Source organism: Enterobacter cloacae complex sp. 6730903 (assembly GCF_048283985.1).
GTDB classification, from domain to species: domain Bacteria; phylum Pseudomonadota; class Gammaproteobacteria; order Enterobacterales; family Enterobacteriaceae; genus Enterobacter; species Enterobacter hormaechei_C.
Genome location: NZ_JBLVXX010000003.1, coordinates 152709 through 178127, shown reverse-complemented (window position 1 = coordinate 178127; position 25419 = coordinate 152709). Strand labels below are relative to the sequence as shown.

The following is a 25419-nucleotide window of genomic DNA, read 5'->3' as shown; positions in this document are numbered from 1 at the left end:
ATGTCTCGTGGGCTCGGAGATGTGTATAAGAGACAGACAAATAAAGTGCGATCGTAGGCCGGGTAAGGCGAAGCCGCCACCCGGCAAGTGTTTATTTAAACCCTACCACCGGATGCTGCTGATACGGCGTTTCCAGTTCGGCAATCTGCTCCGGCGTCAACGATAAGTCCACCGCACTTAACAACTCATCCAGCTGTTCTTCCCGCGATGTGCCCACAATCGGCGCGGCGACACCGCGCTTGCTCAGCAGCCACGCCAGCGCCACCTGCGCGCGCGTTGCACCGATATCGTCGGCGATCCCGGCTAAGCGTTCGGCAATTAACGCATCGCTGGCTTCTGTATCGTCATACAGGTTTTTACCCACTTCATCCGATACCAGCCGGGCGGTAGTTTCCCCCCACGGACGGGTTAACCTTCCGCGCGCCAGCGGGCTCCACGGGATCACCGCCACGCCTTCCTGGTAGCAGAGCGGCAGCATCTCGCGCTCTTCTTCCCGGTAAATCAGGTTGTAGTGATCCTGCATGGTGACAAAGCGCGCCCAGCCGTGCTGCGCCTGGAGATCGAGCGCCTGGGCAAACTGTGAGGCATGCATGGACGATGCGCCGATGTAGCGCGCTTTACCGGCTTTCACGACGTCGTTCAACGCTTCAAGCGTCTCTTCGATCGGGGTGTTGTAATCCCAGCGGTGGATTTGCAGCAGGTCGACGTAATCCATGTTCAGGCGTCTGAGGCTGTCATCAATGGAACGCAGGATCTGCGCGCGAGATAGGCCTTCCGCCAGATCGCCTGACGGGTAGTACACCTTAGTGGCGACCACAACGTCATCACGACGGGCAAAATCTCGCAGGGCGCGGCCCACAATCTCTTCGCTACTGCCGTCGGAGTAGCTGTTGGCGGTATCGAAGAAGTTGATGCCGCCGTCAATGGCGCGCTTGATGATGGGGCGGCTGCTCTCTTCCGGCAGCGTCCAGGCATGATTTCCCCGGTCAGGCTCGCCAAACGTCATGCATCCCAGGCAAAGCCGGGACACCTTAAGATCCGTTTTTCCTAATGTCGTGTATTGCATGGTTCCGCTCCTGCTGTTTAAACAATACGTTTAAGCATAGCAGGAGCAGAAAAGGGGAGGGATCAGGTCAGCCAGGTGCGGATTTTAGCTTCGATACCGGCGGCGTCCAGACCAATGTCGGCGCGCGCCTCGTCCTGGGTGCCTTGCGGGATGAAGTGGTCCGGCAGACCGAGGTTAAGCACCGGAACGGCTTTACGGTTCGCCATCAGCACTTCATTCACGCCGCTTCCCGCGCCACCCATGATGGCGTTCTCTTCCAGCGTGACCAGCACGTCATGGCTTTCCGCCATGCTCAGAATCAGAGATTCATCGAGCGGCTTCACGAAGCGCATATCGACCAGCGTCGCATTCAGGTTTTCAGCGACTTTTGCCGCTTCCGGCATCAGCGTACCAAAGTTCAGGATCGCCACTTTTTCACCGCGGCGTTTCACCAGACCTTTACCGATATCCAGTTTTTCCAGCGGCTGTAATTCAACGCCAAGGGCATTACCGCGTGGATAACGTACCGCGCAGGGACCGTCCTGATAGTGGTAACCGGTATACAGCATCTGACGACACTCGTTTTCGTCGCTTGGCGTCATGATCACCATATCAGGGATGCAACGCAGGAAGGAGAGATCAAACGCGCCCTGGTGCGTCTGGCCGTCAGCCCCCACAATGCCCGCGCGATCGATAGCAAACAGCACCGGCAGCTTCTGGATGGCAACGTCATGGATAACCTGATCGTAGGCGCGTTGCAGGAAGGTAGAGTAGATCGCGACCACCGGCTTGTAGCCGCCAATCGCCAGTCCCGCTGCGAAGGTCACCGCGTGCTGTTCGGCAATGGCGACGTCGAAATACTGGTCCGGGTATTTTTTGGAAAACTCGACCATGCCGGAGCCTTCACGCATGGCAGGCGTTACCGCCATCAGCATGTTGTCTTTCGCCGCCGTTTCGCACAGCCAGTCGCCAAAGATTTTTGAGTAGCTCGGCATCCCGCCGCTGCTTTTCGGCAGGCAGCCGCTGGTATGGTCGAACTTAGGCACCGCGTGGAAGGTGATCGGATCTTTTTCCGCCGGTTCGTAACCACGCCCTTTTTTGGTCATGATGTGCAGGAACTGCGGGCCTTTCAGGTCGCGCATATTTTTAAGCGTCGTCACCAGGCCCAGCACATCGTGGCCGTCCACCGGGCCAATATAGTTAAAGCCCAGCTCTTCGAACAGCGTACCCGGCACGACCATGCCTTTGATGTGTTCTTCGGTACGCTTAAGCAGCTCTTTGATCGGCGGTACGCCGGAGAAGACTTTTTTACCGCCTTCACGCAGTGAGGAGTAAAGCTTGCCGGACAGCAGCTGCGCCAGATGATTATTCAGCGCGCCGACGTTCTCGGAGATCGACATTTCGTTATCGTTGAGGATCACCAGCATGTCCGGTTTGATATCGCCCGCATGGTTCATGGCCTCAAAGGCCATCCCCGCGGTGATCGCCCCGTCGCCAATTACGCAGACGGTGCGGCGTTGTTTATTCTCTTTTTCGGCGGCAACGGCAATACCAATGCCCGCAGAAATGGAGGTGGAAGAGTGACCGACGCTTAACACGTCATATTCACTCTCGCCGCGCCACGGGAACGGGTGCAGGCCCCCTTTCTGGCGAATGGTGCCAATTTTATCGCGACGTCCGGTCAGAATTTTGTGCGGATAGGCCTGGTGGCCGACATCCCAGATCAGCTGATCGAACGGCGTGTTATAGACGTAATGCAACGCCACGGTCAGCTCAACCGTGCCAAGTCCGGAGGCGAAGTGGCCGCTGGAGCGGCTAACGCTGTCGAGCAGGTAGCGACGCAGCTCGTCACACAGCTTCGGCAGACTCTCTTTCGGCAACAGACGTAACTCCTGAGTGGAGTCAACTAACGCCAGTGTCGGGTATTTGGCAATATCAAAACTCATCAAAGGCTCATCGAGATTTATAGTTTATTTATCACGCTGGATTATGTAGTCCGCTAGCGCTTCCAGTGCCGAGGTATCCAGCGATTGCGCGGCCAGCTCATTCAGCGACCGGCGGGCATCGTCTATCAGATCCCGGGCTTTACGTTGGGCATGCTCAAGGCCCAACAGGGCGGGGTAGGTACTTTTGCCAAGCTGCTGATCCGCACCCTGACGTTTTCCCAATGTTGCAGTATCGCCCACCACATCCAGAATGTCATCCTGAACCTGGAATGCCAGACCGATACTTTCTGCGTATCTGTCCAGAATCGGCAGGGCTTTACGCCCGCGTTCACCCGCGCTCAACGCGCCCAGGCGAACGGCTGCACGAATCAGTGCGCCCGTTTTGTGACGGTGGATGCGCTCCAGCTGTTCCAGAGTAACCTGACGCCCTTCAGCCTCTAAATCCAGCGCCTGGCCGCCGCACATCCCGGCGACGCCGCTGGCCATTGCCAGTTCGGACACCATTGCCAGACGATCGCGATCGCTCACCTCAACCATCGGCGCATCGCTCAGAATGGAAAAGGCCAGGGTTTGCAGCGCATCCCCCGCCAGAATGGCATTCGCTTCGCCAAATTTGATATGGCAGGTTGGCTGACCGCGACGCAGATCGTCATCGTCCATGGCCGGCAAATCATCATGGATCAGCGAATAGGCGTGGATACACTCCACGGCGGCTGCCGGGGCGTCCAGCGTGTTATCGCTGATACCGAACATATTGCCCGTGGCATACACCAGGAACGGACGCAGGCGTTTACCCCCCAAGAGTGCGCCATAGTGCATGGCTTCAACCAGTGGAGTGTTCTGAAAAGGCTGCGGCTCAATGAATCGGCGCAGCGCATCGTTGGCGCGGATGACGCGCGCCTGAAGCGCGTTGGAAAAATCCATTTACTCGGCGTCCGGTGTGAATGGCGTGGTTTTAGCGTCTTCGCTGTCGGAAAGCAGGATCTGCACACGCTGCTCGGCCTGCTGGAGTTTTACCTGCCCCTGGCGCGCAAGCTGCACGCCGCGTTCAAATTCGTTGAGCGCGTCTTCCAGCGGGAGATCGCCGCTCTCAAGACGGGTAACGATCTGCTCCAGTTCACTCAGCGCAGTTTCGAAACTGGCCGGTGCGTCGTTTTTCTTCGGCATAGTGAATTGACTCTTAAATTTTTCGCCCTGACATGGTAACGGACTCGGGGCAATTATCAAATAACGCGAGTGGCGCGATGGTGGTATACTTGCGCGCCTGGATGCAGCCACGGGTGTGGGCTGCTGTATCATTTTCCACTACAAGCCTTTATAAGCTTGCCTAAGAAACATTGCCGCCATGAAGTTTATCATTAAATTGTTCCCTGAAATCACCATCAAAAGCCAATCCGTGCGTTTGCGCTTTATTAAAATTCTCACCGGGAACATTCGTAACGTATTAAAACACTACGACGAAACGCTCGCCGTGGTGCGTCACTGGGATCACGTTGAAGTCCGCGCGAAAGACGAAAACAAACGTCTTGATATTCGCGACGCGCTGACCCGTATCCCGGGTATTCACCATATTCTGGAAGTGGAAGACGTTCCCTTCACCGATATGCACGATATCTTCGAAAAGGCGCTGGTACAGTACCGCGACCAGATCGAAGGGAAAACGTTTTGCGTGCGCGTGAAGCGCCGGGGTAAGCATGAGTTTAGCTCTATCGAGGTTGAGCGCTACGTCGGCGGAGGTCTGAACCAGCACGTTGAAACGGCGCGCGTGCGCCTGACTAACCCGGACGTCACCGTTAACCTTGAGATCGAAAACGATCGCCTGCTGCTGGTCAAGGGCCGTTACGAAGGGATTGGCGGTTTCCCTATCGGCACTCAGGAAGATGTGCTGTCGCTGATCTCCGGCGGGTTCGACTCCGGCGTGTCCAGCTATATGCTGATGCGTCGCGGCTGCCGCGTGCACTACTGCTTCTTTAACCTGGGCGGCGCGGCGCATGAAATCGGCGTACGTCAGGTGGCGCATTACCTGTGGAACCGCTTCGGCAGCTCTCACCGCGTGCGTTTTGTGGCGATCAACTTTGAGCCGGTGGTCGGCGAAATCCTCGAAAAAGTGGACGACGGCCAGATGGGCGTGGTCCTGAAACGTATGATGGTGCGTGCGGCGTCCAAAGTGGCTGAGCGCTACGGCGTGCAGGCGCTGGTCACCGGTGAAGCGCTGGGGCAGGTCTCCAGCCAGACGCTGACCAACCTGCGCCTTATCGACAACGTGTCTGATACGCTGATCCTGCGTCCGCTGATCTCTCACGATAAAGAGCACATCATCGATCTGGCGCGTAAAATCGGTACTGAAGATTTTGCCCGTACCATGCCGGAATATTGCGGTGTGATTTCAAAAAGTCCAACCATTAAAGCGGTGAAGGCGAAGATCGAAGCGGAAGAAGAGAACTTCGATTTCAGCATCCTGGAAAAAGTGGTGGCGGAAGCGTCCAACATCGATATCCGTGAGATCGCCCAGCAGACCGAGCAGGAAGTGGTTGAGGTAGAGACGGTCAGCGGCTTCGGTGCTAACGATACGATTCTGGATATCCGTTCTGTTGATGAGCAGGATGACAAGCCGTTGCAGGTGGAAGGCGTGGAAGTGGTTTCGCTGCCGTTCTACAAGCTGAGCACCCAGTTTGGCGATCTCGACCAGAGCAAAACGTATCTGCTGTGGTGCGAACGTGGGGTCATGAGCCGTTTGCAGGCGCTGTATCTGCGTGAGCAGGGCTTCGCCAATGTGAAGGTGTATCGCCCGTAGTTTCTCGCCCGGTGGCGCTTCGCTTACCGGGCCTACGGTACCGTGCATTTGTAGGCCGGGTAAGGCGTAGCCGCCACCCGGCTTTTTTTATGCACTACTCTTCATAGTAATTATAAATCCCCGCCGCCATCACCAGTGATGACGCCACTTCGTACGCTTTTTCGCGCCCGACCAGCAGGTCAATAATCTTCAGGCCAAAATCAATGGCGGTGCCCGGCCCCTGGCTGGTGAGCAGGTTAACGCGTGGATCCCAGACCACGCGTTTATCCACCCACTGCTCTTCCGGAATGGTGTCCTTCAGGCCAGGGAAGCCGGTCATATTGCCGATGGGGAAAATGTCGTGCGGAACCAGCACCGTGCCTGCGGCCGCACAGATTGCCGCGACGATACGCCCGGAAAGATGAAACTGACGAACGGTTTCAACCAGCAGCGGGCTGTCGCGGAAACACTCTGCCCCCTTCAGACCGCCCGGCAGAACGATAATGTCGTAATCACCGTCCGCCACCTGTACAAGCGGTGCATCCGCCAGGATCTTCACCCCACGCGAGCAGGTAATCGCCAGACTTCCGTCGCTGGCGACGCTGGCGGTAGTAACCTTAATACCACCACGCACCAGCAAATCAATGGTGGTGACCGCTTCTGTCTCTTCGCTACCAGGGGCGAGGCATACCAGTGCCGATGCGCTCATACTCACTCTCCTTTCGTTTTACTAACTCAAACAGACGGCTGTTTTCCGCAACGGTAATACCGTGTGCCCGGGCGCGTTTTAACAGATAACCGGTTATGTAATCAATTTCGGTATGCCGCATAGCCCGGATATCCTGCAACATTGAGGAGATATTTTCTGCCGTACTCTCAATGACCTGGTCGACATAATAACGTAAATCGGACTCTGAGGTGTGGTAGCCTTCGCGTTCAATGACGGCGGCAACTTCCCGGCAAATCAGCGCTACCCGATCGGGATGCTGGCGCAGTTCACCGTTAGGGCAATCCAGCAGGGCGGTCAGCGGATTGATCGCACAGTTGACCGCCAGTTTGCGCCACAGTTCCGCGCGAATGTTATTGTGCCAGGCGACGTCAGGCAGCGTGCTTTGCAGGGTATCCGCAAGATAGCTGTAATCGCCGGGCTGTTCACGCGCAGGACCGATATGGGTGATACCACTGGCTACATGGATAATGACGTTACCGTCGCGACGTGCCGCGTGGGTGGTTGTCCCCATCAGCAGCGGTTGCCGGACAGATTTTAGCTCTTCAATGGTACCCATACCGTTGTGAATCAGCAGGATTGGCGTGCTTTCAGGTAACTGGGCGGCCAGGCTTTTCACCGCATCGGAGACCTGCCAGGCCTTCAGCGTGACCAGCAGCAAATCGCTGGTGGCAAGAAATTCCGGATCGTTTGCCGTCAAAGACTCGTTAAAAATTGAACCGTCTGTACCAATCACGTTCACACTGCAATAGGGCTGGGGAATTCGCAGCCAGCCCTGAACGTCGTGTCCCTGTTTGCATAGCGCTGTAAGCCAGAGTTGGCCAAGGGCTCCGCATCCAAGCACTGTTACTTTCATCGTTCCTCCTCACCTGCAACGGCGCCAGGTGCTATGACGCTAAGTATAGCGCCATCAGCTAAGCTTCTCGTTATGCCTCGTTGCGGGTATTATGCAACGCAACAAAAATGAAGGGAGAAGAAAAGATGCCATCTTTCGATATTGTTTCTGAAGTTGATTTGCAGGAAGCGCGTAACGGCGTAGAAAATGCTGTCCGTGAGGTTGAGTCACGTTTCGATTTTCGTGGCGTTGAGGCGACCATTGAACTGAACGACGCGAACAAGACGATCAAAGTCCTGAGCGAGTCTGATTTCCAGGTTAACCAGTTGCTGGATATCCTGCGCGCCAAGCTGCTCAAGCGCGGCATTGAAGGGACCTCACTCGATGTACCGGAAGATTTTGTTCACAGCGGCAAAACCTGGTTTGTGGAAGCGAAGCTGAAGCAGGGGATTGAGAGCGCGGTGCAGAAAAAAATCGTTAAGCTTATCAAAGACAGTAAGCTCAAAGTGCAGGCGCAGATCCAGGGTGAAGAGATCCGCGTGACCGGAAAATCCCGTGATGACCTGCAATCCGTGATGGCGCTGGTGCGTGGCGGCGATCTCGGTCAGCCATTCCAGTTTAAAAACTTCCGCGATTAAGACAATCATGCCCGGCTAAACCGGGCATTTTTTCAGGCCTTCAGCGCCTGCTCCACCTCAAAGCGGTTAGTCACTTTGCTGTCAATTTTGACATACGCACTGCGCTCTTCCGGGACAATCAGCACTTCGCTCACGCCCTCTGTCGCTTCCAGACGCTGTTTTAAGGCGTCACCGATTGCCACGTCATCGGGAATTTCTACCCGCAGGCTACTTACATAGCGCGGCTCTTTCATGGTGCTGGCAACAAACAGCCAGAGCATCGCCAGCAGCGCACCGGCGAGGAAAACGGTCTGGGAGTCAAACAGACCGTCCACCCAGCCGCCGAGCGACCCGCCGATCGCCACGCCGAGAAACTGGCTGGTGGAGTAAATGCCCATCGCGGTGCCTTTGTATCCTGCCGGAGACTCTTTGCTGATAAGCGACGGCAGCAGGGCTTCCATCAGATTAAACGCCAGGAAGAACAGCTGTACGCCGGCGATCAGTTCCCAGAAATGCGGGCCGGCGCCCCACAGCACAATCTCGGCAATCAGCAGTAACGCCACGCAGCCCACGAAGACGCGTTTCATTTTGCGCTTCACTTCGGCGTAAATAATGAAGGGCACAACGGAGACAAACGAGATCAGCATTGTGACCAGATAAATTTTCCAGTGCTCTGCCGCCGGGAAACCGGCTGCGGCAAGTTGACCGGGCAGGGCGACGAAGGTGGACATCAGCAGAATGTGCAGGCACATAATGCCGAAGTTCAGCTTAAGCAGGCGCGGCTCGACGATGACTTTGCTGAAGCAGCCTTTCACCATCCCGGATTCACGGTTCAGGACATGGTTTTTACTGTCAGGCACAACCCACAGCGTGAGTGCGATCCCGATGGTCGCCAGCCCCGCAATCATCCAGAACAGGGCGTGCAGGCCGAGCGCATGAGTGATGACAGGCCCCAGCACCATGGCAATGGCAAACGTGACCCCGAAGCTGACGCCGATAAACGCCATGGCTTTGGTGCGGTTTTGCTCGCGGGTTAAGTCTGACAGCAGCGCCATCACGGCGGCGGCAATCGCCCCGCAACCTTGCAGGGCGCGCCCAAGAATAATTCCCCAGATGGAGTGGGAGAGGGCGGCGATGATGCTGCCAAGTACAAACACCAGCAGCCCGCCGACAATCAGCGGTTTGCGACCCACGCGGTCGGAGAGCAGGCCAAAGGGGATCTGGAATATCGCCTGCGCCAGACCGTAGATACCAATCGCCAGACCGATCAGCGCTTCGCTGGCGCCCTGTAACGCCATGCCATATGTGGTCAGAACGGGCAGGACCATAAACATGCCAAGCATCCGCAGCGAGAAAACAGTCCCTAAACCCCAGGTCGCACGCAGTTCGCCTGGCGTCATTTTATAATCGTTCATTACCACCTCTACCAAAAAGCAGGCCATAGTTTAGGCGGGGTGATAAGTGCGGTAAATAGGTGTTTGTTTAAGAGATATTACGAGGGTGTGATAAAAGCACCCCCGGATAAAAAAATTACGCCTCGACGCGCAATCCGTAGCTTTTGAATTTCTCAAGAACAATGGCAATTTCATCGTCACTGAGTACCGGAACGGGATCCACTATCGCCAGCGTGGTCAGGTAGAGTTTTGCCAGCACCTCTACCTCCTGCGCCAGCCACAGTGCCTTTTCAAGATTTTCTTCGCAGGTTATCAGGCCGTGGTGCTGCAAGAGCGTCGCTTTGCGATCGCGTAACGCGACCGCGACATGCTCTGACAGCGCGCGCGTCCCGAAGGTCGCGTAAGGGGCGCAGGGAATGGAGTTTCCCCCGGCGGCGGCAATCATATAGTGAATAGCAGGAATGGGGCGGTTGAGTATCGAGACGGCGGTACAGTTAACCGCATGGTTATGGACGACGGCGTTAGCATCCGGGCGGGTCTGATACACAACCTGATGAAAACGCCATTCGCTGGAGGGCAGTTTATCTTCTTCGTGTCGCCCCTGTGCATCTACATAGACGATACTCTCTTCGGTCAGATGCTCGTAGGGAATTCCGGTCGGCGTAATCAGCATGCCGTCGCGATAGCGAACGCTGATATTGCCGGCGGTGCCCTGATTTAACCCCATGCGGGTCATCTCAAGGCAGGTGTCGATAATGTCTCTGGCTAATCGGGCTCGTTCCATTTTTTATTCTCCGGGTACAGTTTTATTTTTACTGGCGGGAACGTTTGACCAGCTTCATATCGACTTTCGCCGTCTCGTTGACCGCTTCGCCGTCGATGGCTCGCTGCATCAGTTCAAACGCTTTTTCCGCCCAGGTATCTTCATCCTGCTGCATGGACCAGACGCTGTTAGGCAGGAACCCCAGCATGGGGTGCTCATCGAAGGTGCCGATATTGATGTGTTGGGGCACGGTGCCGGTACGCGTCCGCAGGGCTTCGATTGCCCCTTCCAGAACGGGTAACGATGAGGCGATAAATGCCTGCGGAACACCCTGGCTGTCGATAAGCGAATCCATCAGGGCATATCCGCCCTCCGGCGTATTGTCCGGCCCTTCGATGACCCACTCGCGATGGTGAATACCGGCTGTTTTCAGGGCCTGTAAGTAGCCGTTCAGACGGTCCGTAATACTGGGCAGTGCGGTATCGCCCACAAGGAACCAGAGCGGCGTTTTTCTCTCTGCCAGCATGTTGCGGGCCAGTTCATCCCCCCCGGCCTCGTTATGACTCTCAACCAGCGCGTTGTCAGTAAAGCCAAAATCCCGGTCGAGGAGCACCAGTGGTTTTTGGATCTGCCGCAAATGATGCTGCTGGTTTTCCAGCGTTGAGGGAACGATAAACAAGCCGTCCACGTTGCGCGCCATCAGGGCTTTTACCAGCTTGTTTTCGTAATCCACATCGTTGTAAGTACAGCTGATCATCAGCTGGTAGCCCGAACGGCGGCAGCGCAGTTCGAGTTTCTCGGCGAGCGTTGCAAAGAACACGTTCGAGATGTTGGGCACGATGAGCCCCAGCGTCTCGGTTTTGTTTAGCTTAAGACTGCGCGCCGAATGGTTGAGGATATAGCCGAAGCGCTCGACGTGTTCATTAATTCGGGACTGTGTTTTCACGCTGATCCGATACTGTTCGGCTTTCCCGCTCAGTACCAGCCGCACGGTGGTGACGGATAAATTCAGATCCTTCGCTATCTGTTCAACTGTTTTGGCCATCGCTACGCCTCAATCCTTAACGTACGTAAAAAACTGCTGATAAAGCATACGCATCCTGCCATTACATTTCCTGCTGCATCAGGAGATTAAGCGCCTGCTGCTGGGTCCACAGCATCAGGTACGCCTCATATTTTTGCCGGTGGAAAGCCGCGGTTTCCGGCCGACGGGTGATGATGTCGCCGGCTTTGACCATTTCCCGGGTGGCATCGGTGAGCGTTGCCCATGCACCGCTCGCCACAGCGCCGCAAATGGCCGCGCCGAGAGTGACGGCATCTTCTTCGGCTAAGAGATGAATATCGCAGCCCGTGGCATCGGCATACTCCCGCAGCCAGAGCCGGTTATGGGTGGCTCCTCCACAAATGACAATGCGCGACAAGGTGTGCCCGTGATGTTTCAGGGTATCCATAATATGTCGTGTGCCATAGGCTATGGCCTGTAGCGTGGCCAGGTAGAGCCTCGCCAGCGCACGTTCACCTGTTTCTAATGTCAGACCGACCACGCTGCCCCGAGCATCCGGACGCGAACGCGGCGAGCGGTTGCCGTGGTGATCGGCCAGAATGTGCAGGTTGCGGGTGGGATATTTTTCTTCCTGTTCAAGTGCGGCTACCCAGTCGTTGAGCAGCGCCACCGGATGGCGTTGCGCCGCTTCTGCTTTTGCAAACAGGTCTGCGCTGGCTCCGTGCTCGCGCAACGTCCAGTCGACCAGCGCCCCGGCAGCACTTTGCCCGCCTTCCGTCAGCCAGTAGCCCGGCAGCATGGCGCTCCAGTAAGGCCCCCAGACGCCGGGCGTATGGATCTCCGTCTGACTGGCAAGCATATGGCAGTTCGAGGTTCCGCTGATGAGCGCCAGCGTGCCCTCCGGGTGTGAGCCCGTCAGCGCCACGCCACCCGCGTGGGCATCGATCATGCCGCTTGCCACAACCACCTCTTCGGGCAACCCCAGAGCTTGCGCTGCCTGTGGGCTGAGTTTCCCGACGCATTCAGCGACGTCCAGAATAGTATCGGGAATTTTTGTCAGTAAGGTCTCCAGCCCCACCTCCCTGAGCAGCGATTCGCTGAACTGCGCCTCATGCGCAAGGTAGTTCCATTTGCAGGTGAGGGTGCACAGGCTGGCGGCGTCCTGGCCCGTCGCTTTCCAGACCAGAAAATCGGCAAGGTCGAAAAAGCGCCAGGCCTGATTCCAGGTTTCAGGATGATGTCGCTGCAACCACAGCAGTTTTGGCAGTTCCATTTCAATACTCACCTCGCCGCCCACGTAGCACAGGGCCGGATCGCGTGTGGCATTGATGCGAACGGTTTCTTCGTGAGCACGATGATCCATCCACATAATGATGTCCTGCGATGCCGGACTGTCGGGGGACACGCTCAGGCCGTTACCCTCAGCATCCAGCGCGACCAGCGAGCAGGTGGCGTCGAAGCCAATCGAACGAATGGCGTCGGGTGAGATCCCAGAGGAGTCGACGGCTTCCCGCACCACCGCGCAAACCTGCTGCCAGATCTCCGCGGAGGACTGTTCCACGCGCGCGTTGCTGGCGTGAAACTGCGAAATCGGACGGGTCGCGAAGCTCAAACGCTCGCCTTGCGCAGAGTAAACCCCAGCACGAACGCTGGCTGAACCCACATCGACCCCGAGGAAATAGCCGTCACTCATCATGAACTTCCTTATTTTTTACCAAACGGATGTAACAGTTTATCAATTTCAGGGGTGTTGATATTCTGCGCATTGACATATTTCACTGGAATATCAATTTCTTTAGCCACCGTCTGTCCGGAAATCACCGCGTTCAGCGCCTTTATGCCCTGATAACCAATCTGGTACGCGTCCTGCACCACGAAGCCCTGAATCACGCCGTTTTTGAGGAAGTTAATGATGGCTTCGGTGCTGTCAAAACCGATGACTTTCACTTTGCCCTTCAGATTCTGGCTGTCGATAGCGTTCGCAACGCCCAGGGTTGAGCCTTCGTTGGTGGCATAAATACCGGCGATATCCGGGTTGGCCTGAACCATATCAATGGTTTTATCCATCGCTTTTTGCGGGTCGCCATCGCTATATTGCACCGGCAGTACCTGAATATTCGGGTACTTCTCTTTCATTCGCTCGCTGAATCCTTCAGAGCGCTCAATGGCGGACGTCGTTCCGGCTACGTGGGCGATAATACCCACTTTCCCCTTCTGGCCTACCTGCTCCGCCAGCGCATCCGCAGCCTGTGCGCCCGCCTTACGGTTATTGGTGGCGACAAAGCTGGCCGGGATATCGGAGTTCACGCCCGAGTCGAAGGTCACCACTTTGATCCCCCGGCTGTTGGCGGTTTCGACCAGCGGGGCAAGGGCGTTTGCATCAAGCGCGGCCAGCAACAGGCCGTTTGGCTTTTGTGCCATGGTGTTTTCGACTAACTGGATCTGCTCGGCGATTTGCGTTTCATCGGCAGGGCCAACGTAGCTGGTTTTGTCACCCAACTCTTTTGCGGCAGCTTCCGTCCCCATTTTGACCGTCTGCCAGAATTCGTGCTGGTAACCTTTACTGACTACCGGCAGGTTTAAATCTTTTGCCAGCGCGCTGCTGGACAGGATGGCAACGAGCGACAGGGCGCTCAGGATATGGCTGGTTTTCATTATTTTGCTCCGTTGTAGGGTTGGCAGGGCTTGTTGTATCGAGAACCTAACGCATTCTTTTACGTAACGTGTCCAGGTAGACGGCGGCAACGACGACCACGCCCATCGCCACCATCTGCCAGAACTGGGACACGCCCATGAGATTGAGGCCGTTTTTCAGCACGCTCATAATGAACGCGCCTATGACGGTGCCGCCAATCGTGCCCACGCCGCCCATCAGACTGGTACCGCCGATCACTACCGCCGCAATGGCTTCCAGCTCATAACCCACGCCTACGGTTGGCTGGCCTGAATTGAGACGAGAGGCGAGGATCACCCCGGCCACGCCGGTTAACAGGCCGCATAAGGCGTAAACGAAAATTTTCACTCGCTGGACTTTGATCCCGGAAAGATGTGCCGCCGTTTCATTGCTGCCGACAGCGTAGATATAGCGGCCCATCACCGTTTTCTTCAGGATCCACATGGCGATCAGTGCCACGATGACCAGGTAGAACACCGGGTAAGGCAGGACGTCGAACAGGCGACCCTGCGCTAGCAACTTGAACTGCGGGTAGTCAGAAAAATAAATCGCGCGGCCATCGGTCATCACCATATTGATGCCGCGTACCGACATCATTAAGCCGAGGGTGGCAATAAACGGTGGTATGGTCATTTTGGTGACCAGAAACGCGTTCACATAGCCGCAAAGCCCGCCGGCGAGCACGCCTGCCAGAATACAGACCGGCAGCGGCATACCAAACCCGGCGGCGATGCCCACCGCAACCCCTGAGAACGCCACCACCGATCCGAGCGACAGGTCGATCCCGGCGGTAATAATCACAAAGGTTACGCCAATGGCCATGATGCCAATCACCGCCGTTTGCAGGGCGATAGTCATGATATTTTCAGTATTAAAGAAGAACGGTGAGCTGAAGCTGAAAAACAGAACCAGCAATACCAGGCTAAAAAGAGGCGCCAGACGCATCAGGAGCGCTTTATTTATTTTCATCGTATGACTTCCGCTTTGCGGCGATGGAACGGTAACGGACATGATTAATCCTCCAGCGTGGCGTATTGCATGATTTTTTCCTGGGTGGCGTGCTCAGCCTCTATTTCGCCGGCAATGTGGCCGCTGCGCATCACAAGTATGCGGTCGCACATTCCTAATACTTCCGGCAGTTCGGATGAAATCATGATGATCGATTTACCTTTAGCGACAAGGCGGTTCATTAGTTCATAAATTTCCAGCTTGGCGCCAACATCAATTCCCCGGGTTGGCTCATCAAAAATTAAAATATCGGTATCTTTACAGACCCAGCGGGCAATAATGATCTTCTGTTGATTACCGCCGCTTAAATTCAGTGCCGCCTGTTCCAGATGCGGCGTTTTTATTCGCAGCGCATCCACCAGTTTCTGGCTGGACTCCCGGCAGCGTTTTTCATCGACATTACCCGCGGCGCCGGCGTAGTCCGGGTAATTGCCGAGCATAATGTTCATCTCAACGGAAAGGCCGAGGGCGAGTCCCTCTTTTTTGCGGTCTTCTGTTAAATAGCTGATGCCTTTCTCAATGGCGTCAGCCACGTCTTTAATCCGTGTGGGGGTGCCGTTCAGCGTCAGGGTACCGGCGTCGATCGCATCGGCGCCAAACAGGGCCCGGCCCAGTTCCGTTCGGCCTGCGCCCATTAAGCCAGCGAGGCCGAGGATCTCACCGCGCCAGAGGGTAAAGTTGATGTCGTGCAGTACACCATTTCGCGTCAGGCCGTTCACCTCCAGCACTTTTTCTCTGCGCTGATGCGGCGGGCGTTTTGGGTAGATGTTATCGAGATTGCGGCCAACCATCATGGCGATAAGCTCGCCGATCTGAACCGTTTCATAATCTACGGTGGCGATGTATTGTCCGTCGCGCATGACGGTCGCGCGATCGGCGATCAGCGCCAATTCTTCCAGACGGTGCGAGATGTAGACTATCCCCGTGCCCTGAGCCTTGAGCATCCGCGTGACGTCAAATAAACTCTCGATTTCACTTTCGGTCAGCGCGGCGGTGGGTTCATCCATTATTAGCACTTTGGCATTGACCGAAATCGCTTTGGCAATTTCCACCATCTGCTGCTGGGCTACGGTTAATTCACTGACGCGGGCGTCCGGGGCGATTTTTAAATTCAGCGTGTGCAGTATTTTCTCAACCGCCTGTCGCTGGGCGCGTTTATCTAACTGCCAGCGACTATTTTTGCAGAATTCACGGCCAATAAAGATATTCTCTTCCACGGTTAAATCGGGAAAGAGATTAAATTCCTGATGGATAATCGTAATACCTGCGTGCTGAGCACTTAGCGGATCGCTGAATGATACGGATTGCCCTTCAAAGCGAATTTCACCGGAATCGGGTTGGTAAACACCGGATAATATTTTCATCAGCGTCGATTTGCCGGCACCGTTTTCACCTAACAGGGCATGAACTTCGCCGCGGCGTAAATCGAAATCAACCTGATTCAGCGCCAGCACGCCGGGAAAGCGTTTGGTGATGCGCGTCATCTGAATAAGAGTCTCTGACATTGCAAAATTCCTGTGTTGGAAAGGCAATGAATCACAAGCCACAGTGATTTAGTTATTAAGCTAACTCGACTTAGCTTTCGTCCTTAAAAGCTATTTTAGGGTCATAATTTAGCCAAATCATTTGTATTCAAATTGTGACGTCGTGCAAAGGTATTTTGTTATTTAATTGAATTTAAACGGTATGTTTAGTTTTTGCTGAATCGTAATACCTGACGCTGATCGAATTTTGACCTCTCATCGTGAAACTGCTCACAGATTCTGCACATTTATCTTGTCTCATTTTTAGTGAGAACCCTAAGCTAATTCGAGTTAGCAAATTTCACCGCTTTCCGTTCACGGTGCTGCCCGGGCGCTTTTTCACGGCTATGCCCCTGAGACGGAGAGGTTAACCAACGTGAGGAAGGGCTATGAAAACGATAAAAGCGTTACCCCGGATTGGCATTCGACCTGTTATTGATGGCCGCCGAATGGGCGTACGTGAGTCTCTGGAAGAGCAGACCATGAACATGGCGAAAGCCACGGCGGCGCTACTCAGTGAAAAATTACGCCACCCCTGCGGTACGCCCGTAGAGTGCGTAATTGCCGACAGCTGCATTGCCGGAATGGCGGAATCCGCCGCTTGCGAAGAGAAGTTCAGCACGTGCCACGTTGGTCTGACGATCACCATCACCCCCTGCTGGTGTTACGGGAGTGAAACCATTGATATGGATCCGCTGCGCCCGAAAGCGATCTGGGGCTTTAATGGCACCGAGCGTCCGGGGGCGGTATACCTCGCAGCGGCGCTGGCAGCGCATAACCAGAAAGGGATCCCGGCGTTTTCCATTTACGGCCACGATGTACAGGATGCGGGCGACGAGACCATCCCGGCAGACGTTGAGGAAAAATTGTTGCGCTTCGCCCGGGCGGGCCTGGCGGTCGCCAGCATGAAGGGGAAAAGTTATCTGTCGGTGGGCGGGGTCTCAATGGGGATCGCGGGCTCGATTGTCGATCACAACTTCTTTGAATCCTGGCTGGGGATGAAGGTGCAGGCGGTGGATATGACCGAACTGCGTCGCCGCATCGATCATAAGATTTACGACGAACAAGAACTTGAGCTGGCCCTGAGCTGGGCGAAGGCACATTTCCGTTTCGGCGAGGATAAAAACGCAGAGCATTATCGTCGCAATGAACAGGAAAATGCCGCGATCCTGCGGGAGAGCCTGCTAATGGCGATGTGCATCCGCGACATGATGCAGGGCAACCCTAAACTCGCTGCGATGGGCCGCGTGGAGGAATCGCTGGGCTATAACGCCATTGCGTCCGGTTTCCAGGGGCAGCGCCACTGGACGGATCAGTATCCAAATGGCGATACCGCAGAGGCGCTGCTGAACAGCTCTTTCGACTGGAACGGTATTCGCCAGCCGTTGGTAGTGGCGACGGAAAATGACAGCCTTAACGGGGTAGCGATGCTGTTTGGGCATCTGATGACCGGCACCGCGCAGATTTTTGCTGATGTACGCACCTACTGGTCGCCGGAGTCGGTTGAGCGTGTTACCGGCCAGAAGCTCACTGGACGGGCTGAGCACGGCATTATTCATCTGATCAACTCCGGCTCGGCGGCGCTGGACGGTACAGCGGAGCAGAAAGACGCCGAGGGGAAACCGACCCTGAAACCACACTGGGACATTACTGAGCAGGAAGCCAACGCGTGCCTGGCCGCAACCCACTGGTGTCCGGCGGTGCATGAATACTTCCGCGGGGGCGGTTTCTCATCAAACTTCCTCACCCGGGGTGGCGTGCCATTTACCATGACCCGCGTAAACCTCATCAAGGGTGTGGGTCCGGTATTACAGATAGCGGAAGGCTGGAGTGTTGAGCTGCCGGAACACGTACATGACATTCTGAATAAGCGCACCGATTCAACCTGGCCCACCACCTGGTTTGCCCCACGCCTGACCGGTAAAGGCCCGTTCAGCGACGTCTATTCAGTGATGGCGAACTGGGGCGCTAACCACGGGGTATTAACCGTCGGGCACGTCGGCGCTGATTTCATCACCCTGGCGTCCATGCTGCGCATCCCTGTATGCATGCATAACGTACCGGAGGCGCTGATTTATCGGCCGACGGCCTGGGGCGCTCACGGTATGGATCCGGAAGGGCAGGATTACCGCGCCTGTGAAAATTACGGACCGTTATACAAACATTAATCCGGCCTGCCAGCCTGCTCCGGCGGGCTGGCAGCCTGTGGGGACCGCGATGAAAAAATGTTTTCTGGTTCTCGATTGTGGCGCGACGAACGTGCGCGCCATTGCGCTGGATCCCGAAGGGAATATTGTGGCGCGCGCCGCAGTGGCGAACGAAAGCGAAAGCGCCGCTGAAAATCCGGCCTGGCACCAGTGGTCGCTCGACGCCATCATGCAACGGTTTGCCGTCTGTTGTCAGAAAATCAGCGCAGCGCTGAGCGAGCATCACCTGTGCGGAATGAGTGTGACGACCTTTGGCGTGGATGGCGCACTGGTAGATGAGCGGGGAGAACTGCTTTACCCGATCATCAGCTGGAAGTGCCCGCGAACCGTGCCGGTGATGGAAGCGGTTGCCCGTTCATGCTCCCCGGCAGAACTACAGCAGATCACCGGCGTTGGGCAGTTTAGTTTCAACACGTTGTATAAGCTAGGCTGGCTTCAGGACAACCGTCCCGATCTGTTACAGCGTGCTCACGCCTGGCTTTTTATCTCCTCGCTAATCAACCATCGCCTGACCGGAAAGATGACGACCGATCTCACGATGGCCGGTACCAGTCAGATGTTCGATCTGCATCGGCAGCGCTTCAGCGAAACGATCTTAAGCAAGATCGGCGTGCCTCATTCCCTTTTCCCGCCGCTGGTTTCCCCCGGAGAAAGGATTGGTGAATTGCGGCCCGACGCTGCATCCAGGCTCGGATTGCCTTGCGGTGTGCCGGTGATCTCCGCCGGGCACGACACGCAGTTTGCCCTTTTTGGCGCCGGAGCGGGAATTAATGAGCCAGTTCTCTCTTCGGGTACCTGGGAGATTTTAATGGCGCGCACCACGCAGGTTGATACCGCTTTGCTGGGGCAATACCCGGGCGCGACCTGCGAACTGGATAGCCGGACGGGGCTCTATAATCCGGGAATGCAATATCTGGCGTCTGGCGTACTGGAGTGGATCCGCGCGCTGTTCTGGTCGCCTGGTACCGACTGGGACACTATTCTGGCTCAGGCGGCGGCAATTCCGAACGGCGCGGATGGCGTCACGATGAATACCCAACTGCTCGACTCTCCACTCGCCGGCTGGCAGGGCGTTACGCTCACCACCACGCCAGCCCATTTTTACCGCGCAGCCCTGGAAGGACTCACGGTGCATCTGCAAGAAAAATGCCTGGCGCTGGAGGCGATCGCGCAATTTAAGGCGCGTGAACTCCTGCTGGTGGGGGGAGGTAGCCGCAATATGCTGTGGAATCAGCTCAAGTCCAATGCGCTTGGGATCCCGGTGAAGGTTCTTGAAGAGGCTGATACGACCGTGCTGGGGGCGTCTTTGTACGGATGGTGGGGCGTCGGAGAAACGGCCAGCGCTGAGGCTGCTCGCGATCGGGTCCACTATCGTTACCGTTATTTCTATCCTGAGGAGCAACCTTGTGCTTAAAACGATATCCCCTCTGATTTCACCCGAGCTGCTGAAAACGCTGGCAGAGATGGGTCATGGTGACGAGATTATTTTTGCAGATGCTCACTTTCCCGCACACAGCCTGGGGCCAAAGACGATCCGCGCAGATGGCCTGCTCATCAGCGATTTGCTGGCCGCGGTGATACCGCTGTTTGAACTGGACAGCTATGCGCCACCGCTGGTGATGATGGCCCCTGTCGACGGGGATACGCTCGATATCCAGGTCGAAGCGCGCTATCGCAACGCACTCTTTGGTGAGGCGGAAGGGGAGGGGATTACGCGTATTGACCGTTATGCGTTTTATGCGCGGGCACAGAAAGCGTACGCCATTGTGGTGACGGGCGAGACCGCGAAATACGGCAATATACTGTTAAAGAAAGGGGTTACGCCGTACCCATAAAAAAACGCCGGGTTAAACCCGGCGTTTTTACTTCAGTCTTCTTACCAGACGTAAGTCAGCAGGTTTTGTGAATCAGGCACCATGAAGTCTACGGACATCATCACGGACAGGGAGGTGATGGCGACAATCGAGAACACAAACAGCTTGCGAGCCCAGACCTTGTCATCTTCCACTTTGTAACCGCGCAGGGCCATGCCGAGCCACCAGACGCTCACCGCAGCTGCTACCACCAGATATTTATATCCGGCGTAACCGCCCAGAGAGAGCATCAGCGTTGCCACGGCAAAAGCGATGATGTAAAGCGTGATGTGGTTTTTGGCAACCGAAATGCCTTTCACGACCGGCAGAACCGGAATGTTCGCCGCCTGATAATCCTTAAAGCGGAAAATCGCGATGGCGTAGGAGTGCGGCATCTGCCACAGGCTAAAGATAGCCAGCAGGATCAGCGCACCGCTGTCGAACTCGTTCGTGACGGCGCAGTAGCCAATCACCGGCGGCGCAGCGCCGGAGAGAGAACCAATCAGCGTGCCGTAGACGGAGTGACGTTTCATATACAGGCTGTAGACGCCCACATACACCACGAACCCCATCACCCCCAGCCAGCAGGCCAGCGGGTTAGCACCAAACCACAGCAGCATAAAGCCAGCAATACCCAGCAAGGTGGCGTACACCAGCGAGACGGAAGGAGCAATCAGGCCTTTAACCAGCACCCGATTTTTGGTCCTTTCCATCTTCTTGTCGATATCCATGTCGATGTAGTTGTTAAATACACAACCGGACGCAACCACCAGTGACACACCGACCAGCGTGTAAATAAAGAGGGTGTAATCAATGCTGCCCTTAGAGGCCAGCAGGAACCCTCCGATTACGGAGATCAGGTTGCCAAAGATGATGCCTGGTTTCGTGACTTGCAGGTATTGCTTAAACATACTCGCCGCTCTTAGTGAACCATCATGTTGTAGTTAAGGTTCCACATAATCCAGATGGAACCGACTACCAGGATAGCGATGATAATCACGGTAAAGATAAAGGCCGTCATGTTCCAGCCTTCATCGGACTTGGTGTTCATGTGCAGGAAGCAAACCAGATGCACCAGAATCTGAATCACCGCGGTCACCAGGATTGCGCCCAGGATAACCGGCTTAGATGCAGAACCGTTCATCACCATCCAGAACGGGATCACCGTCAGAATGATCGACAGGATGAAACCTGTCATGTAGGTTTTTACGCTGCCGTGGGAAGCGCCATGATCGTTAGAATGACTCATTACATCGCCCCCATCAGATAGACAACAGAGAACACACAGATCCATACCACGTCCAGGAAGTGCCAGAACAGGCTCAGGCACATAATACGGGTACGGTTAGTACTGGTCAGGCCGCGACGGGAGATCTGGAACATCAGCACCGCCATCCAGATCAGACCCGAGGTCACGTGCAGACCGTGGGTGCCTACCAGCGCGAAGAACGCTGACAGGAAGCCGCTACGATCCGGGCCGAAACCTTCCATGATCAGGTGATGGAATTCATAGATTTCCATCCCGATAAAGCCAGCACCAAACAGCCAGGTCAACGCCAGCCAGGAGACAACCTGGCTCTTGTTGTTTTTGTACATGGCGATAGCCGCCATGCCGTAGGTGATGGAGCTGAATAACAGCAGTGCGGTTTCAACCAGAACGAACGGCAGTTCAAAGATGTCCTTACCGGTCGGGCCGCCCGCTGTGCCGTTCACCAGAACGGCATAGGTTGCGAACAGACAGCAGAACAGGATGCAGTCGCTCATCAGGTAGATCCAGAAACCGAAGACTTTCGTCGGTCCTGTATCATGGTGCGCATGTTCATGCGCGTGGGCAGTTGAGTGCGCCAGAGTATCAGTTGCCATTTTTCAGCCCCGCTTTAGAAATCTCGTCAAAATGCTGGTTTTCCAGCTTTTCAACTTCACGGACTGGTACGTAGTAGTCCACGTCCTCGTCAAAGCTCTTCACAATCCAGCTGATTACGATGCCAGCGAAGCCAACAATCGCCATCCACCAGATGTGCCAGATCATTGCGAAACCAAATACCGTTGCGAAGGCGGCAATCACGATGCCTGCACCGCTGTTTTTCGGCATATGGATCTCTTCGTAATGTTCAGGTTGCTTGTACGCTTCACCTTTTTCTTTCATTTCCCAGAATGCGTCACGCTCGTGAATGTGCGGCACTACGGCAAAGTTATAGAACGGAGGTGGAGAAGAGGTAGACCACTCCAGCGTACGGCCACCCCACGGGTCACCGGTCAGATCGCGGTTCAGGTTACGGTCACGGATAGACACGTAGTACTGAATCAGCTGGCACAGAATACCGCAGGCAATCAGCGCTGCGCCGCCCGCTGCAATCATCAGCATTGGGTGGAACTGCGGATCGATCTGCTGGCTCAGACGACGGGTCATCCCCATGAAGCCCAGCACGTACAGCGGCATAAACGCCACGAAGAAGCCGATGATCCAGAACCAGAACGCGCGTTTACCCCATTTTTCGTTCAGGGTGAAACCGAACGCTTTTGGCCACCAGTAGGTCACACCAGCGAAGCAGCCGAAGACCACGCCACCGATGATAACGTTATGGAAGTGCGCAATCAGGAACAGACTGTTGTGCAGAACGAAGTCAGCACCCGGTACCGCCAGCAGTACGCCGGTCATCCCACCTACGGAGAAGGTCACGATGAAGCCGATGGTCCACAGCATGGCTGAGTGGAACACGATACGGCCCTGGTACATGGTGAACAGCCAGTTGAAGATCTTAACCCCGGTCGGGATCGCGATAATCATGGTGGTAATACCGAAGAAGGCGTTTACGTTGGCGCCCGCACCCATGGTGAAGAAGTGGTGCAGCCAGACGATGAACGACAGAACGGTAATACATACGGTTGCCCACACCAGAGAGGTGTAACCAAACAGACGTTTACGCGAGAAGGTTGCCGCGATTTCGGAGAACACACCGAACACCGGCAGAACCAGGATGTACACTTCCGGGTGACCCCAGGCCCAAATCAGGTTGATGTACATCATCATGTTGCCACCCATATCATTCGTGAAGAAATGGGTACCCAGATAGCGATCCAGGGTCAGCAGCGCGATGGTGACGGTCAGAATTGGGAACGACGCGATAATCAGGACGTTGGCGCACAGAGATGCCCAGGTAAATACTGGCATCTTGAACATCGTCATTCCTGGTGCACGCATCTTCAGGATGGTCACGAAGAAGTTGATACCGGTCAGGGTGGTACCGACACCGGAGAGCTGAAGCGCCCAAATCCAGTAGTCAACGCCCACGCCCGGACTGTACTCAATTCCCGACAGCGGCGGATAGGCCAGCCAGCCGGTCTGAGCAAATTCGCCCACACCCAGTGACAGGTTAACCAGGATAACGCCGACAACCGTGAACCAGAAGCTCAGGTTGTTCAGGAACGGGAACGCAACGTCGCGCGCGCCGATTTGCAGCGGAACGACCACGTTCATCAGACCAATTACCAGCGGCATCGCCACGAAGAAGATCATGATAACGCCGTGGGCGGTAAAGATCTGATCGTAGTGGTGCGGCGGCAGGAAGCCGGCTTCGCCCGCAGACGCAAGCGCCTGCTGGCTACGCATCATGATTGCATCCGCAAAGCCACGAATTAACATGACGATACCGACGATGCAGTACATGATACCGAGTTTTTTGTGGTCAACCGAAGTCAGCCACTCATTCCACAGGTAGCTCCACTTACCGAAGTAAGTGATCAGGCCAACTAAGGCCGCGCCACCAATGATAATTGCAGCCACCGTAACCATAATAATCGGTTCATGGTAGGGCACTGCATCCAGTGTCAATTTTCCGAACATTTTCTTCCTCGGCCCCTTAGTGAGCGGTTTCCGCGTGGCTCATGTTCATGCCTTCCATACCCTGGTGCGTGTTGTGCTCGCCTTCAGGCTGGGTCATGTCCATGCTCATGCCGTGATCCATAAATTTGCCAATAACGTCTTTGAACAGATTCGGTTTCACGTTAGAGAAGTACTCCACCTTGTTGTATTCGCTAGGTGCAGCCACTTTTTCGAACGCCGCCATGTCAGACATGGTGTTTGGAGACTGCTTCGCTTTTGCAACCCACTGGTCGAAAGTCGCGCGGTCTGGCGTAGCGATAGCTTTGAACTTCATACCCGAGAAGCCCGGGCCACTATAGCTGGCGGAGATACCGTCGTAGGTGCCTGCTTCATTCGCGATCAGGTGCAGGTTAGTCTGCATACCGGCCATCGCGTAAATCTGGCTGCCCAGACGTGGGATGAAGAAGGAGTTCATTACGGAGTTGGAGGTCACTTTGAACTGAACCGGAGTGTTCGCCGGGAAGGCGATTTCATTCACGGTAGCAATGCCCTGTTCTGGATAGATGAAGAACCATTTCCAGTCCATGGAGACCACTTCAATGGTAATAGGTTTTTCATCGTGAACCAGCGGTTTGCTCGGCTCAAGTGCGTGAGTGGTTTTCCAGGTCAGTACAGCAAGGAACAGGATGATCAGAATAGGTACCGTCCAGACCACAGCTTCCACTTTATTGGAGTGTGACCAGTTAGGGCTATACTTCGCATCTTTATTGCTCGCACGATACTTCCAGGCGAAACCAACAGCCATCAAGATGGCAGGAATAACCACAATCAACATCAGGCCGAAAGCCGTCAGTATCAATGAACGTTGTTCCAGTCCAATCTGTCCTTTGGGGTCTAGTAGTGCAGAATCGCAGCCACTGAGTAATACAGTGCCTGCGAATAATGACAACCATCCCAAACTTTTATTGTATTTCCTGAGTCTCATTTAACGACCTCAATTCCACGGGAGTCTGGTGGCGTTTAAAGTGTGGGGGCATTTTACGGGAAGGTTACATTACTGTAAACATCATTAGCCCTGTGTCAGGAAGGTGTTACCGGGTTCTGCCGCACATGTCACAAGTGTTGCAAATTATGTCGCGTTTCCCGAGGGAAGCCGCACGGAGTGGGCGTTATAACGAAAGGGTGTCCCAGCATACCGCAAAAGGGACAATTGGTATAACCATTGCGG

23 protein-coding genes are annotated in these 25419 nt (G+C 55.3%); 5 read left to right on the top strand and 18 right to left on the bottom strand.

The window, feature by feature from the left end; translation table 11 throughout:
* Positions 1-91: 91 nt before the first annotated feature.
* From ACNQ0W_RS02765 to xseB, 4 genes are all read right to left on the bottom strand, one after another.
* The gene (locus ACNQ0W_RS02765; RefSeq protein ID WP_017383171.1) at positions 92-1066 is read right to left on the bottom strand and encodes an aldo/keto reductase; all 975 of its coding nucleotides are present in this window, start codon (positions 1064-1066) and stop codon (positions 92-94) included.
* Between the two features lie 62 nt (positions 1067-1128).
* Positions 1129-2991, bottom strand: a complete 1863-nt coding sequence (gene dxs, locus ACNQ0W_RS02760; RefSeq protein ID WP_062932306.1) for a 1-deoxy-D-xylulose-5-phosphate synthase — start codon at positions 2989-2991, stop codon at positions 1129-1131.
* A 24-nt stretch (positions 2992-3015) separates the two neighbouring features.
* Positions 3016-3915: a (2E,6E)-farnesyl diphosphate synthase gene (ispA, locus tag ACNQ0W_RS02755; protein WP_015571293.1), complete on the bottom strand. Its 900-nt coding sequence runs from the start codon at positions 3913-3915 to the stop codon at positions 3016-3018.
* Positions 3916-4158 (bottom strand): exodeoxyribonuclease VII small subunit, encoded by a 243-nt coding sequence (gene xseB / locus ACNQ0W_RS02750; protein WP_003859094.1) that lies wholly within the window; start codon positions 4156-4158, stop codon positions 3916-3918.
* 178 nt (positions 4159-4336) lie between these two features.
* On the opposite strand from xseB, the gene thiI reads away from it, so the two are divergent.
* Positions 4337-5785 carry a tRNA uracil 4-sulfurtransferase ThiI gene (thiI, locus tag ACNQ0W_RS02745; RefSeq protein ID WP_006809903.1) on the top strand — a complete coding sequence of 483 codons (1449 nt, stop codon included), beginning with the start codon at positions 4337-4339 and terminating at the stop codon, positions 5783-5785.
* A 94-nt stretch (positions 5786-5879) separates the two neighbouring features.
* Here the strand turns inward: thiI and yajL are convergent, their stop codons facing one another.
* Positions 5880-6473 (bottom strand): protein deglycase YajL, encoded by a 594-nt coding sequence (yajL, locus tag ACNQ0W_RS02740; RefSeq protein ID WP_062932305.1) that lies wholly within the window; start codon positions 6471-6473, stop codon positions 5880-5882.
* A complete protein-coding gene (gene panE, locus ACNQ0W_RS02735; protein WP_047051146.1) occupies positions 6436-7347 on the bottom strand; it encodes a 2-dehydropantoate 2-reductase in 912 nt (303 codons plus the stop codon). Before panE ends, yajL begins: the two co-directional genes overlap by 38 nt.
* Before the next feature lie 125 nt (positions 7348-7472).
* On the opposite strand from panE, the gene ACNQ0W_RS02730 reads away from it, so the two are divergent.
* Positions 7473-7964, top strand: a complete 492-nt coding sequence (locus tag ACNQ0W_RS02730) for a YajQ family cyclic di-GMP-binding protein (RefSeq protein WP_017383179.1) — start codon at positions 7473-7475, stop codon at positions 7962-7964.
* Positions 7965-7996: 32 nt separating this feature from the next.
* Here the strand turns inward: ACNQ0W_RS02730 and ACNQ0W_RS02725 are convergent, their stop codons facing one another.
* The 7 genes from ACNQ0W_RS02725 to ACNQ0W_RS02695 form a co-directional block, all read right to left on the bottom strand.
* On the bottom strand, positions 7997-9358 hold the full coding sequence (locus ACNQ0W_RS02725) for an MFS transporter (protein WP_180261498.1): 1362 nt from the start codon (positions 9356-9358) through the stop codon (positions 7997-7999).
* 115 nt (positions 9359-9473) lie between these two features.
* Positions 9474-10121 carry an L-fuculose-phosphate aldolase gene (fucA, locus tag ACNQ0W_RS02720; protein WP_023296022.1) on the bottom strand — a complete coding sequence of 216 codons (648 nt, stop codon included), beginning with the start codon at positions 10119-10121 and terminating at the stop codon, positions 9474-9476.
* Between the two features lie 28 nt (positions 10122-10149).
* Positions 10150-11145: a LacI family DNA-binding transcriptional regulator gene (locus tag ACNQ0W_RS02715; protein WP_062932303.1), complete on the bottom strand. Its 996-nt coding sequence runs from the start codon at positions 11143-11145 to the stop codon at positions 10150-10152.
* A 61-nt stretch (positions 11146-11206) separates the two neighbouring features.
* On the bottom strand, positions 11207-12796 hold the full coding sequence (locus tag ACNQ0W_RS02710; RefSeq protein WP_062932302.1) for an FGGY-family carbohydrate kinase: 1590 nt from the start codon (positions 12794-12796) through the stop codon (positions 11207-11209).
* Positions 12797-12807: 11 nt separating this feature from the next.
* Entirely contained in the window at positions 12808-13758 is a 951-nt protein-coding gene (locus ACNQ0W_RS02705) for an ABC transporter substrate-binding protein (protein WP_000858088.1), read from the bottom strand.
* Positions 13759-13804: 46 nt separating this feature from the next.
* Entirely contained in the window at positions 13805-14788 is a 984-nt protein-coding gene (locus tag ACNQ0W_RS02700; protein ID WP_417933169.1) for an ABC transporter permease, read from the bottom strand.
* A 2-nt stretch (positions 14789-14790) separates the two neighbouring features.
* Positions 14791-16290: a sugar ABC transporter ATP-binding protein gene (locus ACNQ0W_RS02695; RefSeq protein ID WP_017383184.1), complete on the bottom strand. Its 1500-nt coding sequence runs from the start codon at positions 16288-16290 to the stop codon at positions 14791-14793.
* 407 nt (positions 16291-16697) lie between these two features.
* Here ACNQ0W_RS02695 and fucI point away from each other — a divergent pair, with 407 nt between their 5' ends.
* Genes fucI through fucU form a run of 3 tightly spaced genes read left to right on the top strand, consistent with a single transcriptional unit; the run spans position 16698 to position 20350 of the window.
* A complete protein-coding gene (fucI, locus tag ACNQ0W_RS02690; RefSeq protein WP_062932301.1) occupies positions 16698-18476 on the top strand; it encodes an L-fucose isomerase in 1779 nt (592 codons plus the stop codon).
* A gap of 49 nt (positions 18477-18525) precedes the next feature.
* Entirely contained in the window at positions 18526-19929 is a 1404-nt protein-coding gene (gene fucK / locus ACNQ0W_RS02685) for an L-fuculokinase (RefSeq protein WP_062932314.1), read from the top strand.
* Positions 19922-20350 (top strand): L-fucose mutarotase, encoded by a 429-nt coding sequence (fucU, locus tag ACNQ0W_RS02680; protein WP_022650472.1) that lies wholly within the window; start codon positions 19922-19924, stop codon positions 20348-20350. Before fucK ends, fucU begins: the two co-directional genes overlap by 8 nt.
* 41 nt (positions 20351-20391) lie before the next feature.
* On the opposite strand, the gene cyoE is transcribed toward fucU, so the two are convergent.
* From cyoE to cyoA, 5 genes are read right to left on the bottom strand one after another with little or no spacing between them, the layout of a single operon-like run.
* Positions 20392-21279 (bottom strand): heme o synthase, encoded by an 888-nt coding sequence (gene cyoE, locus ACNQ0W_RS02675; protein WP_003859062.1) that lies wholly within the window; start codon positions 21277-21279, stop codon positions 20392-20394.
* An 11-nt stretch (positions 21280-21290) separates the two neighbouring features.
* Positions 21291-21617, bottom strand: a complete 327-nt coding sequence (locus ACNQ0W_RS02670) for a cytochrome o ubiquinol oxidase subunit IV (RefSeq protein ID WP_006809888.1) — start codon at positions 21615-21617, stop codon at positions 21291-21293.
* Entirely contained in the window at positions 21617-22231 is a 615-nt protein-coding gene (locus tag ACNQ0W_RS02665; protein WP_003859057.1) for a cytochrome o ubiquinol oxidase subunit III, read from the bottom strand. The genes ACNQ0W_RS02670 and ACNQ0W_RS02665 overlap by 1 nt, the downstream gene beginning before the upstream one ends.
* Positions 22221-24212 (bottom strand): cytochrome o ubiquinol oxidase subunit I, encoded by a 1992-nt coding sequence (gene cyoB / locus ACNQ0W_RS02660; protein WP_022650473.1) that lies wholly within the window; start codon positions 24210-24212, stop codon positions 22221-22223. The genes ACNQ0W_RS02665 and cyoB overlap by 11 nt, the downstream gene beginning before the upstream one ends.
* Positions 24213-24228: 16 nt before the next feature.
* Entirely contained in the window at positions 24229-25176 is a 948-nt protein-coding gene (gene cyoA, locus ACNQ0W_RS02655; protein WP_062932300.1) for a cytochrome o ubiquinol oxidase subunit II, read from the bottom strand.
* Positions 25177-25419: the final 243 nt, after the last annotated feature.